The sequence below is a fragment of the uncultured Methanobrevibacter sp. genome (assembly GCF_902770715.1).
Classification (GTDB): Archaea; Methanobacteriota; Methanobacteria; order Methanobacteriales; family Methanobacteriaceae; genus Methanocatella.
Genome location: NZ_CACXTS010000052.1, coordinates 1 through 14,196 on the forward strand (window position 1 = coordinate 1; position 14,196 = coordinate 14,196).

The 14,196-nt window shown below is 36.6% G+C and carries 17 protein-coding genes and 1 pseudogene; all 18 read right to left on the reverse strand.

Annotated features, from left to right (window positions below; translation table 11 throughout):
* Nucleotides 1–51: 51 nt before the first annotated feature.
* Nucleotides 52–1,860 carry a putative glycoside hydrolase gene (locus tag QZU81_RS10045; RefSeq protein ID WP_295591595.1) on the reverse strand — a complete coding sequence of 603 codons (1,809 nt, stop codon included), beginning with the start codon at nucleotides 1,858–1,860 and terminating at the stop codon, nucleotides 52–54.
* Nucleotides 1,857–2,924, reverse strand: a complete 1,068-nt coding sequence (locus tag QZU81_RS10050; protein ID WP_295591596.1) for a CapA family protein — start codon at nucleotides 2,922–2,924, stop codon at nucleotides 1,857–1,859. Before QZU81_RS10050 ends, QZU81_RS10045 begins: the two co-directional genes overlap by 4 nt.
* A 5-nt stretch (nucleotides 2,925–2,929) precedes the next feature.
* On the reverse strand, nucleotides 2,930–4,318 hold the full coding sequence (gene ftsY, locus QZU81_RS10055; RefSeq protein WP_295591602.1) for a signal recognition particle-docking protein FtsY: 1,389 nt from the start codon (nucleotides 4,316–4,318) through the stop codon (nucleotides 2,930–2,932).
* Between the two features lie 457 nt (nucleotides 4,319–4,775).
* Nucleotides 4,776–5,210 carry a prefoldin subunit alpha gene (gene pfdA, locus QZU81_RS10060; protein ID WP_295591597.1) on the reverse strand — a complete coding sequence of 145 codons (435 nt, stop codon included), beginning with the start codon at nucleotides 5,208–5,210 and terminating at the stop codon, nucleotides 4,776–4,778.
* Nucleotides 5,211–5,229: 19 nt separating this feature from the next.
* Nucleotides 5,230–5,454 (reverse strand): 50S ribosomal protein L18Ae, encoded by a 225-nt coding sequence (gene rpl18a / locus QZU81_RS10065; RefSeq protein WP_292827229.1) that lies wholly within the window; start codon nucleotides 5,452–5,454, stop codon nucleotides 5,230–5,232.
* A 24-nt stretch (nucleotides 5,455–5,478) separates the two neighbouring features.
* Nucleotides 5,479–6,153 carry a translation initiation factor IF-6 gene (locus QZU81_RS10070; protein ID WP_292827232.1) on the reverse strand — a complete coding sequence of 225 codons (675 nt, stop codon included), beginning with the start codon at nucleotides 6,151–6,153 and terminating at the stop codon, nucleotides 5,479–5,481.
* Between the two features lie 42 nt (nucleotides 6,154–6,195).
* Complete coding sequence (locus QZU81_RS10075; RefSeq protein WP_292827235.1) at nucleotides 6,196–6,441, reverse strand: 50S ribosomal protein L31e; 246 nt, start codon at nucleotides 6,439–6,441, stop codon at nucleotides 6,196–6,198.
* A 12-nt stretch (nucleotides 6,442–6,453) separates the two neighbouring features.
* Nucleotides 6,454–6,586 (reverse strand): annotated as a pseudogene (gene rpl39e, locus QZU81_RS10080) (50S ribosomal protein L39e).
* Between the two features lie 26 nt (nucleotides 6,587–6,612).
* Nucleotides 6,613–7,197, reverse strand: a complete 585-nt coding sequence (locus QZU81_RS10085) for an asparagine synthase-related protein (protein WP_295591603.1) — start codon at nucleotides 7,195–7,197, stop codon at nucleotides 6,613–6,615.
* A 5-nt stretch (nucleotides 7,198–7,202) separates the two neighbouring features.
* On the reverse strand, nucleotides 7,203–7,559 hold the full coding sequence (locus tag QZU81_RS10090) for a DNA-binding protein (protein ID WP_292827238.1): 357 nt from the start codon (nucleotides 7,557–7,559) through the stop codon (nucleotides 7,203–7,205).
* Between the two features lie 21 nt (nucleotides 7,560–7,580).
* Complete coding sequence (locus QZU81_RS10095) at nucleotides 7,581–8,018, reverse strand: 30S ribosomal protein S19e (protein WP_295591598.1); 438 nt, start codon at nucleotides 8,016–8,018, stop codon at nucleotides 7,581–7,583.
* A gap of 98 nt (nucleotides 8,019–8,116) precedes the next feature.
* Nucleotides 8,117–8,374: a YhbY family RNA-binding protein gene (locus QZU81_RS10100; RefSeq protein ID WP_292827244.1), complete on the reverse strand. Its 258-nt coding sequence runs from the start codon at nucleotides 8,372–8,374 to the stop codon at nucleotides 8,117–8,119.
* Nucleotides 8,343–8,708 (reverse strand): ribonuclease P protein component 4, encoded by a 366-nt coding sequence (locus QZU81_RS10105; protein ID WP_295591599.1) that lies wholly within the window; start codon nucleotides 8,706–8,708, stop codon nucleotides 8,343–8,345. The genes QZU81_RS10100 and QZU81_RS10105 overlap by 32 nt, the downstream gene beginning before the upstream one ends.
* Before the next feature lie 198 nt (nucleotides 8,709–8,906).
* Nucleotides 8,907–9,305: a type II toxin-antitoxin system VapC family toxin gene (locus QZU81_RS10110; protein ID WP_292827250.1), complete on the reverse strand. Its 399-nt coding sequence runs from the start codon at nucleotides 9,303–9,305 to the stop codon at nucleotides 8,907–8,909.
* 30 nt (nucleotides 9,306–9,335) lie between these two features.
* Nucleotides 9,336–9,575, reverse strand: coding sequence for a hypothetical protein (locus tag QZU81_RS10115; RefSeq protein WP_292827253.1), 240 nt, complete (start codon nucleotides 9,573–9,575; stop codon nucleotides 9,336–9,338).
* Nucleotides 9,576–9,989: 414 nt separating this feature from the next.
* Complete coding sequence (locus QZU81_RS10120; RefSeq protein ID WP_295591600.1) at nucleotides 9,990–10,469, reverse strand: adenylate kinase family protein; 480 nt, start codon at nucleotides 10,467–10,469, stop codon at nucleotides 9,990–9,992.
* Between the two features lie 20 nt (nucleotides 10,470–10,489).
* Nucleotides 10,490–11,584, reverse strand: a complete 1,095-nt coding sequence (locus QZU81_RS10125; protein ID WP_292827259.1) for a GTP-binding protein — start codon at nucleotides 11,582–11,584, stop codon at nucleotides 10,490–10,492.
* Nucleotides 11,585–11,638: 54 nt separating this feature from the next.
* Nucleotides 11,639–14,196, reverse strand: a 2,558-nt coding sequence (locus QZU81_RS10130; protein WP_295591601.1) for an STT3 domain-containing protein, incomplete at its 5' end; no start/stop codon positions are given.

Sequence of the window (14,196 nt, forward strand, 5' to 3'; positions counted from 1 at the left end):
ATGAAAGGATAATGATTAGACTCAATATTATTCTCTTTCTCATTTTTATCATCACACATTATTGAAATTGATATAATTTGTTATTCCATATCTGAACAGGAACACACCATATGCTCCGCCCATTGCTGCCGCATCAGCATCTTTCATCAGCTCGCTTGCAGACAATTTCTTTAAATTTGAATCTGACTTGTAGGATTGAAGTCCTGTCCAGACTTTCGCACCGCTTGATTTTTTAACAAGTGCTTTGGTTACCTTTTGAATCCAGGAGGTTCCTGCATTGTAATTGCCTTTGTAAACCATCGGAACAATGACGTCAAGATATTTTGTCATTGTAGGAATATCCTGACCGTAATAATATTTCATTGAGGATGGCTCAGGCATTACCGCTGCGGAAACTATTATCTTAGAATTGATTTTATGAACAGCGTTTGAGGCTGTTTTTGTAAAGTAATTGATGGCCTTCACACCATTGGAATATTTATATGCAGTTCCAGGGTATCTTAAATAATCAAAATGAACTCCATCAATGCCTTTGATTTTAGCATATTTCTTGGCCAGATTGACTTTTGATTTAATCAGGTCATAGTCGATTTTGCCTTTTTTGACCGGATTATACCATTTTCCGCCCTGATAGAACACCTGCATCCAGAGGTGCACCTTGATTCCCTTGTCATGGGCCTTGCCTATGAACTTTTCGACATCACTTTGACCCCATAATTCAATTGATTTGAAGTTAAGGAAAATATGCTTTGTTCCATACTTCTGGAGGGTCTTGAGGTTTACCTTATTCATGTCTGCACCGAAAAGCCAGAACCCGTTGTTGCGTGCCTGATTCGGTTTTACCTTAACTGTGTATGTTTTGGAAACCTTATTGTAGATGGATGTCTTATAGGAATAGACATTGAGCTTGTAAGTTCCTTTCTTAAGCTTGATGCTCAGGGACGCAATACCCTTATCATTTGTCTTTGTTGAATATTTCTTCTTGTTGATAGTGAATGTGACCTTTTTATTCTTAAGGATATTTCCTCTTGCATCAGTCAATTTGATTTTAAACTGATTTAAAATCTTATGTCTGTAAATTACTGAATTTGCCTTTGTAATCTTTTTAGGCATTCCCTTTTTAACAGTAACGACTGATTTGCCGCTTGCCTTCTTGACGTTTTTCTCACCGGCAAAGGTGTATGTAATCGGATAGACACCCTTGTAAAGACCGATTGCCAGGGAGGCTACACCTTTGGAATTGGTAGTTCTCTCATAGGTTACGCCGTGAATCTTGAACTTGACGGTACGTCCGCTTAAAGGAATCCCATCAACAGTCAATGTGGCCTTATATGCATTCTTGACTGTAGTGTAGGCAGTATAATCTGATGCCTTGAACTTTGAAACTGTTGTTGTAACGACTGTTATCTTTTTAGAGGAAGTGACAGTCTTGTATCCTGTTTCGCCAAATGTGTATTTGACGGTATAGGTTCCCTTGTCAACAGCCAGCTTCAAGCTTGCAACACCCTTTGCGTTGGTTGTTGAATTGACTGTATTGCCGTCGAGCTTGAAGGAGACAGTCTTGTTTGCAAGTGCTGTTCTGTTTTCATCAAGAAGCTTTACGGAAAATGTCTTGTCCTTGAGATAAACCGTATCTTCAACACTGTCGAATGATGCCTTTAAAGGCTCGGCAGTCTGATTGGACGCCTCAAGAGGAGGTTCATCACTTACTTCAGGAATAGCCTCTTCAACCGCCAGATTATCACTATCTTCAGCCAAACTTGTCGAATTCATTTCTTCAGCACTGACTGCCGTTGCCGTCAATAATATGACCAGCAGGACAATTAGTGCTCCTGCATATCTAAATCTAATAATTATCATGCCTCTGTTAAATTAAAAGTTAATCTTCCAACTCCGTCGGATACTTCAAGTTCGCTTGCCTTTGGTGAAAGACCGTTCAACAGAGAATTGCCGCTGTCGGAATCCATATGCTGCGGCAAATAATTTGAAATATATATCGGATAGACAGTGCATTCACCCTTATCCTTCACAAGGTCTATTTTAACGAAGTAAGCGGAGTGTGTTGCCTCATTTGATTGGTCAAATATGAAGTTTCCTAAGCTGTAGAATATCGGTTTTCCGTTGTACATCTCGATTCCCTGAGTTACATGCGGATGTGAACCGATGACGACATCTGCACCATAGTCGATCAATTCATGCGCAATCCTGACCTGGTCCTCATTTGGGGAATTTGAATATTCGTTACCAAAGTGCAGGTATGCGACAATGAGGTCTGAATCATTGTTTTCAGCTATTTGCTTTTGTGCATCTTCAGAATCATATGCTGAATATCCCGGATTGGAACCGTTTGCATAAGGCATTACGTCATAACCATACTCTGCAAAATTGTTTGAATCCATATAGTTTACTATGGTTACTTTCCTGCCGTTTATGTCCTTGGTCACGCATTGGTGAGCTTCATCCTCATTTTCACCTGCGCCGATAGGGGTTATTCCAGCATCCTTAAGATTTTGGATTGTATCCTTCATTCCTGTGATTCCATAGTCAAGAGCATGGTTGTTTGCAATGGATGCAACTGTATTGTTATTTGCCTTGGCCAATGGAACATAGCTTGGATCGCATTTTAAAGGAACATCTCCTTTCAGGGCATCTCCTGAAGTTGTGGCCGCATTCTCAAAGTTAATCAAAAGCAAGTCAACATTTGAAGTGACATCACTGACACCTTCAAACGGAGATGAATCCAAACTTAAAACATTAGGCATATTACGGGCAAACATGACGTCCCCCGTAACTGCAATTGAAACGTTTTCCTTATCCTGGAAAACTGCAGTGCTGTCAGTGGAATTGAAAGTCATGTTAAGCACTACAAAGAGCAAAACAGCTAAAACTATTGCTCCAATTAAAAACCTTCTTCTTAAAATCATAAAAACTATGCCTCTAAAACTTCTGCCTCTTCATCATCGCTGAATAATTGGTTTAGCATCCATTCAGCGTCATATTCCATAATGTCATCATATCCCTGACCCATACCCATGAACATGATTGGCTTTTTAATCACATAACCGATTGAAAGTGAAGCTCCACCTTTGCTGTCTGCATCGGCTTTGGTTAAGATAACACCGTCAATGTCAATTGCCTCATTGAACTTTTTAGCCTGTTCGGTTGCATCATTTCCGGTCAATGCATCACCAACGAATATTACCAAATCAGGTTTTGAAACCCTTTTTATTTTTTTCATTTCATCCATAAGATTGGTGTTGGTCTGCATTCTTCCTGCAGTATCGATTAAAACAAGCTCTTTTCCTTGAGCCTTTGCATGCTCTACCGCATCATATGCAACGGCTGCAGGGTCTGATCCTTTCTGGTGCTTGATGATTTTAACACCGACATTGTCAGCGTGATATGTGACCTGTTCAATAGCTCCTGCCCTGAAAGTATCTGAAGCGGCAATAACAGGAGTGTAGCCTTTCTTCAAGTAGTAGTTGGCCAATTTTCCTATGGTTGTTGTTTTTCCTGTACCGTTGATTCCTACAAACATGACAACCAAAGGTTCTCCTTCGGCCTTTTTGGCTTCAATCATTTCTGTCATTGATTTGCCAGGAATGTCTATGATCTCGGCAACCGCATTTCTCAAAGCAAGGAATGTGTATTCTGTAATGTCATTGCTTCTTTTGATTTTTTTACCTACAAGGTCGTCCTTTACGCTTTCAACGACTTCGGTTGCAACTTCCATTGCAACGTCCCCCTGAAGGAGTTCCATTTCAAGTTCGAACAATATGTCATCAACATGCTTTTCCTGAATGGTTTTTTCACGAACAAAAGAGAATATTCCTCCTTTAGCTTCACCATCGGCAGAAGCATCATCTTTTTTATCTTTATTTCTGCTCCAAAAGTGAGATTTTTTCTCTTCCTTCTCCTCTTCAGGCTCTGCTTCAGCTTCTTCGACTTCTTCAATTTCCTCAGGTTCTTCAGCTTCTTCAGCTTCTTCAGGTTCTGCTTCCTCGTCAGCATCAGAATCCTTTTTATATTCTCCTCGAAGCCTGGATAAAAATCCGCCTTTTTTCTCTTCTTTTTCCTCTTCAACAACCTCTTCAGGTTCTTCATCAATTTCTTCTTCAACTTCTTCAACAGGTTCCTCTACAGGTTCCTCGACGACTTCTTCCTCAGATGATTCAACATCCTCATCGATTTCGGAGTCCTCTTTATCGCAGCCTCGAAGTCTGGATAAAAATCCGCCTTTTTTCTCTTCCTCTTCAGCCGGTTCTTCATCAGATTCATCAACAATTTCTTCCTCAGATTCTTCAGATTCCTCAACGATTTCTTCTTCGGATTCTTCAGATTCTTCAGCGGGTTCTTCCTTTGAAGACTCTTCAGCTTCTGGAAGCAAATTAGATTCATCCTCTTCTTTTTCCTCTTCCTTCTTTTTCCTACCGAATGAGAAGAAAGAAAAGCGAGTACCGGATTCTTCTTGAAGATTATCTTCTTTTTCAGCTTCTTCAATAAGCTCTTCTTCTAATTTTTCACTTGTACGTGAAAACTTCTTTTTCAATGATTCAAACAAAATTAACCCAACCTTTTAGTTTAGTTAAAAATTTAATTATTTATATTTTTATTTTTCATAGTATTTAAAAAAGAAGTTGAATAGCCTTTAAAATTAAAAAAAGGAATGCAAAAATAAAAAATATATTTCATCGATTAATTTCAATACCATAAAAACTGCAATAAATAAAATATAAAATAAAAAAAATAGAAAAAAAGAAAAAATTGTAAAGCATCTAACCCCTTTGGGTCATGTTGCCTTGAGCTGCAGCTGCAATCTGCTCAGCTTGAGCTTGAAGATTAGCTACAATGTCAGTGCATTGTTGCAAGTTAGCTAGCATTTTATCCATACTATCTTTCAAATCTTCTTTTTGCCCGTCTAAGATTTCGCGAGCGCCATCAGCATCTTTCTTAACAGCAAGGCCAGCACCGATACTTACAATAATTTCATCAGTACTTTTAAGTTCTCCTTTAATGAAAGAACCTGCACCTACAGGTACGAATGCTTCTACAGACTCTTTACCTTCAATGTCTTCTAAAGTAGCGTATAATGCGTCCACTTCAGCCATAGAGGTTTGAATCATTTCAATTTGTTGTTGAATCAATTCAGCTTGCTGCCTGTAAACATTCATTTCACTAATAAGACTGTTTAATCTTTGCTGATCTTCCATATTAACACCTTCGATGTGTTTATAAAATTTCTTTTACAATTGGGTCTTCGACATCTTCAGGAGCAATTTCTTCGATTTCAGCAATAGAAATTTGATTCCTGTTAATACCATGTTTACTTCCGAAACGTTCGTAGATTTTCTCTTCGATTTCAGCTTCACAAGTAGCTTTGTATTCTTTAGTAAACTTATGATATTCATCGCCCATTACAAAAGTACCTTTAACTCTGTAAATTTTTGTTATCATATTAAATCCCTCAAGATAAATTAATTAAAAATCATCATCCAAAAAGCCTAATGCTTCTTCAACTCTAGCCATTTCAGGACCGGTACTATCTTTAGCAACAATTGCTCCATTTGAATTAGCAATGGAACAAGCTCCAACTAAAGCAATACCTCTTCCAACAGTACCAATATCCCCTTCTACACCAAATACTTCTTGAGCAAAACTAATTTCAGATTTAACAGCTTTGGAACTTATCAAAAATCCTTTGTTTGTAACTTGAATAAGTGAACCGATAATGTCGCTTCCAACCATGGAAGTCGCTTCGACGTTTACATCCAAAGTCTCTTCAATAATGTGAATCGCTTCATCAGATAAGAATGGGCTTACGATAGCACCCTTGTCGTTTGCTGCAATGATATTACCCAATGCAGTGTATTTGCCGGGAACGGTAGCTACATTAATACCTAATTCTTCAAACTGTTTAACTTCTCTATCTAAAACATGTGGGGAAACAACCATTCCGTTTGAATTAACTACAGCTAAAGATCCAATAAGGCTACTTCCGGAAATAGAAGATTTGACGACATCAACGTCTAATGTTTCCTTAATAATATCTGCCTTTTCATCTAAAAGGTTATAAGGAACAATAGCTAAATCATCAGTTGCCAAAGTAAATACTCCTACATTCGGATTTCCTACAATATCTACTCTTTTTAACATATTGTTACCTCACATTACTCAATAACAGGGTAGTGAACAAAACTATTCTGCTAAGGTAGCTGTTACAATACCATCATCATCTTTAACTGCTTTTACAGTGATTTTAGAAGGTATTTTTTGAATGCCTCTTTTCCAAATAGCATGATTGATAGATTCATCAATTTTAACATCTTCAGCTTTCATGTGTTTGGTTAAGAAGATTTTGATTTCTCTGATAGCTCTAGGAGCTCTAATGGTCCTTTTAATTTCTTTAACATTTCTAAGTGGAATTGTGTAAACTCTTTCCATAATAACCCCTCATTATAATTTAAGACTGTTTCTTCTCCAATGTCTAGGTTTTGGTCTGTATCTAAGCCCAGATTGGAATTCTCCTATTTTGTTTGTTTGCTTTTGCCATTCTTAATTTTTTAGCTAATGGTTTATTTCTACTCATTTTCTCACCTGTAATACATATAATAATTATTTTTTATATCCGATAACACGAGTTTGATAATGTTCTGGGAATATATCCAGGGAATTTCCTCCTTTCTCATCAATCAAGGTTCTTATTTCAACCTCGAAGTCTGAACTGTTGTCCTTATTTGACTTTTCATGAGATATTTCAAATAGGCTGGAAGTTATAAGCTTGACGGACTTGTGTCCGAAACTGTCCAGATTAATGTATTGGACTTTCTTCCTGTCTTCAAGACTTCTTATCTGATTGATGTTCAGTTTAGGAGTTCTGTCATCTCTCCTTGTCCCATCGGCAATAATATCGTAATCGTCTGCTATTCTTTCAACGGTTTGTGCATGAATAAATTTGATTCCATCATTCGGGAATCCGTCATTCATAATCATTTCGCATGTCTCGTCCAAAATGTCCGTATCCATTTTCAGGACATTGTGCTTAAAACCTAACGCTTCAGCAGATTTGCTGGCCGGAATATATGAATCATAAACACCAAAGTTTGCTGTACATAATTCTACGTCAAGACCCAGTCTTTTAAGCATCACTGCCACAAAGGATGAATCTTTACCTCCGCTATATAATACACCAGCTTTCATTGACATTATTTCCTTGTAATCTTAATTTCTCTTTTCTGACCAGCAATTTGTCTTAATAGAACTTTTAATTGGTCATCAGTTACTTTACCTCTTAAACTTCCTGCCTGTGCTGATTGAATCAATTGAAGTTCAATCTGATTTACAAGTTCAGGTTTGGTTAGTTTAAGATTAGCTAATCTATTACGAGCTTCAGAAGTCATGATTTGAGCTAAGATTTGTTTTTTCTGAGCTTCAAATTGTGCTTGAGCTTCTTGCTGTTGTGCTTGAGCCATAGCTTGTTGTTGAGCTTGGTTTTGCATAGCAGCTTGTTGAGCTTGTAATTCAGCCATTCTTTTTTGACGAATTTCGTCTAACTCGCTCATATCAAACTCTCCCAAATATAATTAGTATTTTTCAAGATCAGGAATATCTTTAATGATTTCAGCAGAAATTTTATCTAAGAATGATCTTCCTGCTGGGGTAACAACTCTTCCACCTTCAACTTTTTCAACAAATCCTGCATCTTCTAATTGGTGTAAAGCAGTTCTAATGATAGATCCGCTACCTTTTCTAAATACTTCAGGACGTACACCACGGTCTTTTTTACCACCGTAGAAAGTTCTTAAACTCATAACTCCTACAGGACCGTCAATGTATACTCTTCTGATAATAGAAGCAGTTCTTACATACCACCAATCTGCATTTTCTGGTTTTCTTTCTTTGTGAACACCAGTTTTAACAAAATTGGACCATGCAGGTGAATTGATTTTATCATTGCTTTTAAATTCGTCTGCGACTTTTTTAATTAATAAATCTGCAGGTACATCAAATACAGTAGTCATATTAATTCTCCAATATTTATTTTTAAATAATTGTAGCTTAATCCACTGTAAATTTAAGACCTAAAAAAATAGGGCCTGTAACTCTAAATTTATAATGTTTAAGGCTTTTTCTTATAAATAACAGCGACATGTCCTCTAACATCGATTAATTTTGATTTGGTTTGAGTGACTATACAGTCGATGTATTTATCTTTATCTCTAGCGATATTTTTTGCAAATTTAATTCTGACAATTTCATTAGCCTTAAGCTGACGTTTAATTTCTTCAATGACATTTTCATTGACGCCGTTTTTACCAATGTTGATTGTCATAGCGGAAAGAGCTCTATTCATCATTTCTTTTTTTGATTGACTCATATTTAGCTCTCCTTTTATTTTTCTGTTCCTTGCGATAAGGAATCTTCATTACATGACCGCATTCACCACAAAAAATGTTAACTTCAGAGTTAACTAGCCGGACGGTGCTATTGCGACCAGGCGAGAGGAAACTCTTACATTTCTTACAATATCTTCTCTTCCATTCTTCAGGAACTGGAGTATTGTATTTGGTGGACAATTTCAATGCAAGTTCTACATAGCGATTGGATCTTTCCGGATGGGTGATGAATTCCATCTCGGCACGATTAAAAAGAATTTCCATTCTTTCCTTCGCTATATCAATCATCCACTTTGGTCTTTTTCCTCTACTCAAAATATCCTCCCTTGTAGGATATTAATATTCATGATTGGATTAAAATGATTTGCGCAATTTAAAACAAAAACCATAGTTAAAAATTTTAACCTTAGGTTAATATGAATATTAAGAATAATTATGTTTATTACTATTTATAAAGGTTGTGGATATATGGGATTTTTTTGTAAAAATTATTTTTTTGAAAAAATAAATGGATTAGTTAAATCCACCTATTCTCTGTATTCCCTTGATTTTGTCGAAGTCAGAATCAAAAGATGCAATTCTGGTGATTCCAAATTTCTGCATAGATTGCAGAATAGTACAATCTGAAAAATTAATACTGCCATTGTAATATTTGAACAAAAGCATCGCAGAATTATAATCATGGGATGTTAAACAGTCCAATATCTCAAAATTGAACAAATAGCTTAACAAATCATCGATATTTCCAAAGAAATTATAATTAGTTAAACTATTTAAAACCTCGACTAAAACGGTGATATTTGTTGCCTTAGATTCATTTTCCAAATAAGGTTCAATATTTCCGGAATCAACAGAATGGCTATCATTCTTAAGAATTAATCCATTAATATATGAAGTATCTAAAAAAATCATGATTAAATCCCCTTGTGGCGTTTAGATTAGTTAATCCCAGCCCACATCACCTAATTGGCGGAGTTTCTTTAAAGTGTCATCGCCCTCTGGTTTGTCATGCTCAAGCATAGCCCAAAGTTTTTCACGGTCAATTGTGCTGGGAATTCTCTCAACACTTCTTAAATAATCAAAAAGTATTGCATGAATTAATTTTTCAGGATTACAATGGATTTTTCTACATCTATCATTCATCTTTGACATTATATCATCAGGTATATTAACCGATTGCATATTCGCAACCTCCTTTTCATCATTTAAACACTTTTGAATATATTTTACAATTAAATCTTCGATTTGAGATTTATTCTTCGAAGCTTGTATTTCCAAATCGTCAAATAGCCCTTCATTAATCTCTAAACTTATTTTAGCAATAATATCACAACCTTAAGTTATATTGTTCAAAAGCCATTAAAGATTTAATTGGCACAAATACTTTCGAACGAAACTATCTAGTTAAGTCAAATTAATATATGAACTCTACAATATATAAGTATTTTCGAAAAGCACAAAAGCATAAGTGTGTATTTTAAAAAATAATAGTTATAACATAATTATTGACTAAAAAAAGAAAAATTGAAGCGATTTAGAAAAATTGATTTGAAAATAAAAAATTGATGTTAAATTAACCATTCCATGAAGTCAACTTCACCAACCGGCAATCAAATCAACGATTTCATCAACACTTAACTCGCCAACATCTATTTCTGAAATCCTGTCGCCGTATTCATCAAATGCTTCGGCGGTGCAGACACCCATAGCTTCTGCTTCGAGGTTTTCTCGTATTTTGCTTTCAGAATAGTCACGCTCTTCAAGTCTTTTCCTCAAAATTTCCGGATGAACCCTTAAAACGATTATCTTATCGGCGCCGGAACACAGGTGAGCCAAATGCCCTTCAAAAATAATCAGTTCATCACTATCGCTAATTATTTGCGAAACCTTATCATTTAAAGCGTCGATATCAATGATTTTATAGCCCTTATCCTCATCAATGCCTAAAACATAGTTATTTTCAATGGCCAAATCATTTATTTTGATTAATCTGCAATTTAATTTTTCAGACAACACTTCGCTGACGGTTGTCTTTCCGGTACAGGGAGTGCCGGTTATAAAAATAGTATTTTTCATAATATCAAAAAAAAGAAGAATTATTTTTTAAGAATAATTCTTAAAACGTCTTCATCTTCAAGCACATGGTCCGGACCTACTTTCTGTCCTGGGAATTTGACGGATGTTCCCCAAACCTTTGCATGACGGAAGTTCTTGACGAATTCCCTGTGAAGTTTTCCACATGCATCAATAACAGTAGAGCCTTTTTTGATTACCAAAGGATCTTCCATATCCGCTTTTCTGCCTTGCGGCTTTAGATAAACCCTGACCAAGTCAAGATTATCGAAAATCAAGTCCTTCAACTCATCAATGTTTGTTTTCTTATCGGCAGAAATCGGAATGAATTCCGGAATGTATTTCCTAAGCTCTTCAAGGTATGCGTCATCCACAAGGTCAACCTTATTCAATAAAACCAGCATAGGAACATATGACTTGTTTCTGTCAAGCACATCAATAAACTGATCAATTGTCACGTCGTCACGGAAAAGCACGTCTGCATTGTGCATTCCATACTCATTGATGATTGACCTGATTGTCTTTTCATCCAGATGAGTAAGCGGACAGGTTGAAGAAACCTTAACACCACCAAGCTTTTTCCTTTTAACGGTAACGTCAGGAGGCTGCTCGTTAGGCCTAATACCAATGCTTCTAAGCTCATTTAAAATTACATTCAAATGCTGCGGATTCAAAGTATCCAATACGACCAAAATCAAATCGGCAGTTCTTGCAACAGACAAGATTTCTTTACCTCTTCCTTTTCCGCTACTTGCCCCTGTGATAATTCCCGGAATGTCAAAAACCTGAATTTTTGCGTTTTTGTGCTCCATTACGCCCGGAACAATGTCCAATGTTGTGAATTGATAAGCTCCAACCTTACTTTCGGCATTTGTAATTTCATTCAAGAGAGTAGATTTGCCGACAGAAGGAAATCCTACAAGAACTACAGTAGCGTCTCCAGTCTTCTTAACGTGGAATCCTTGGCCTTTATGCCCGCCACTGCTCCTTTGCAGAGATTCTTCTTTTAACTTGGATAATTTAGCCTTAAGCTTACCAATATGGTGTGAAGTAGCTTTATTATATGGTGTCCTTTGTATTTCTTCTTCAATATCTTTTATTTTCTCTTCAATCCCCATTAAATCACCATAATAAAAAAAAGAAAGATTAGGAAAAACCTAATCTAACAGCAATTACGCACCAGCTTTGGTTTTATCAAAGTTTACTTTAAACAGCATTACACCGCTTTCCGTATGGACATTTTCAAATATGTCCTGACCAGAACCACCTAAAAGATATAATCTGGTAAACATTGAGTTAGACAATTCATTACTGATTAGAATAGGTGTGTACTGATTGTCATAACCTAACAGGAACATGGTGTAATTTGCATTCGATACGTTTCCAACAGACTCGTTTTTCATGAGATATCCGTCTTCAATGACCATCAGGTTGGAAATGTTCAACGGATTGTATGGTGTGTCATTCACATAGATTTGTTCACCACTCTCAGTGTAAACAGCCTCAGTGTAAGCAGTGGTAGTGTTATTACCAGTACCTCTTTGAATAACGGCATTTACAGTCATTCCTTGATCATTAAGTAATGACATCTTACCGGTTTGGCCTGCTTTTACTTCCACTTGGGATGTTGGAACATAATAGTTGTAGTTTTTGGAAGTTTGGTTTTCAAAATTCCATGCACCGAAGTAACTCCACCAACCTGCTTTTTGAAGCATATCGGAAGATGCGACAAATATTACAGGACGTGGATTTTTAGGGTGAGTGTAATTTACAACATCTTTTGCCTGAGCACCAGTCAAGTGATATTTGGTTTGCAATGTCTTTTGAGCATCGGAAGCTGTTTTCGGCAAGATATCAATTAAGATATCAGTTGATTTACCGGTATCATTAGTAATGTTAACTAAAGCTTCAACCGCCCTGTCACCTGTTGTATCAAGCATTCTGAAAATACCTGCGGACAGTTCCAGATTATCCGTACTCATCGCCTGACCAAGCCAGAACGCACGTTGACCTGATTGAGAACCCCCATCGAATGTTACTTGTTTATCAGCAGCAATCTCAAAGAGGTAACCGAAGTCCCACCAGGATGTGATTACTGTATTGTCAGGTTGGGTTTCATTGATCCATTTCATTGCATTCCACATTGGGTCGCTTGTACCAGGAACAACAGTTTCTGAAGTCTGATAAGCTCCGCAGACACATGGAGTTATCAATGCCAGAATGATACCTATAATTGCAATGTATTTTTTAATTGGAATGTTATTACCAGCGCTAGCTTTTGGTTTGAGTAAGTAAATTGAAGCTGCACCGGCACCAATGATGACAATGAACATTAGAATTCCTAAAATGGTATTTACAGTAGCTAAAGGAACTGAAGCGAAAATTGCCGCAATTATAATAACAGCTAACAAAATTCTGTCATCATTGATTTTTAATTTAATGTAATCCATTGCAACTCCTACAAAAATACCTGTTAAAAGAGCGAAAGGCAATACGAGTGTAGTAATGAACCTAGAACCTCTTGTTACAGCAAGTGCAGTGAGTACAACCCATACAATAAATAAAGTTCCATATAATATTGATAATTTTTTATCTGTTAAAATTTCAGATACTGAATCGAAGCTGAATTTGCCAAAATCGATTTTCAATTTACGTGAATTGTCAAGTTTTTTAGCGGAAGACAATCTTTCAGATTTAGGAGGTTTTTTAGTAGCGCCGCTTGTGCTTACTGATGTGCCCCTGAGTCTGAAAATGTTTCTTGCAAATAAGTACAATACGCTTAATCCTGCGAATAAAACTGCAATACCACCGATACCGTTTACTGCACCGTTGGTGTTAGCTAAAAACATTGAATTCATACCGCCACCAAGCATTGATGGAATTTGCATCTCTGCAACGGAAACAAGTACGTTAGGGAATCCTCCAACAACCCTGGAAGCGGATTGCAAGGAAAGCAAGGAAAACAAGCTTCCGAATAACCCGGTAACCCCTTCAATACCTTGGAAAATGGCAAGACCTACAAATCCAACAACACCTAAAATCACGATGGATTTTAAGTCGACCTGATGTATAAACCATTGCAGCTTACTTGAGTACGAATTTTGGTTGTCTTCACCGACATTGAAGTAATAGCATGCAATCAGATAGACAATTGAGAATATTCCCATAATACCTATGTAAAATATGTAACCAGTCCATGATTGTGAGAACAGTCCAATCGCAAGGATAGACAAGATTGCAAATAAAATCTTATAAATAATATTTTCTGCCCTTATACTCTCTACAAAGAAGAATATAAAGAATAACGCCCAGATATAATAGAACATATCTGTATCAAAAAATCCTGGGAATGTGTGTGCGAAGTAGTTTGGAGCAAGTACAATAAGCAATGTCGCAACTATGGCTCCATAATCATTAGTTAATCTTCTTGCGAAAATGAACGCTGGAATTACAGCAAAGGTAGATATGATAGCGCCAGTCCAAAATGCCACTTCTTTTACAGAATGATTTCCAAAGTATTTATTTGCCAAATCATGTAGGAACGAGGTCACATGAACGATACCCAGTTCGTAGTTAATCGCATTTCCATCTGGAGCAAGCCTGTGCATATCCCAGTTACTTCCATTTATCTGTTCATCACCCACAAAGCCATGATCTATGTAATCTTCAGTCAACCTTAAGTTATAATATGAATCCATTTCACTGAAATAAGGAAGACCGGAAGAATCAA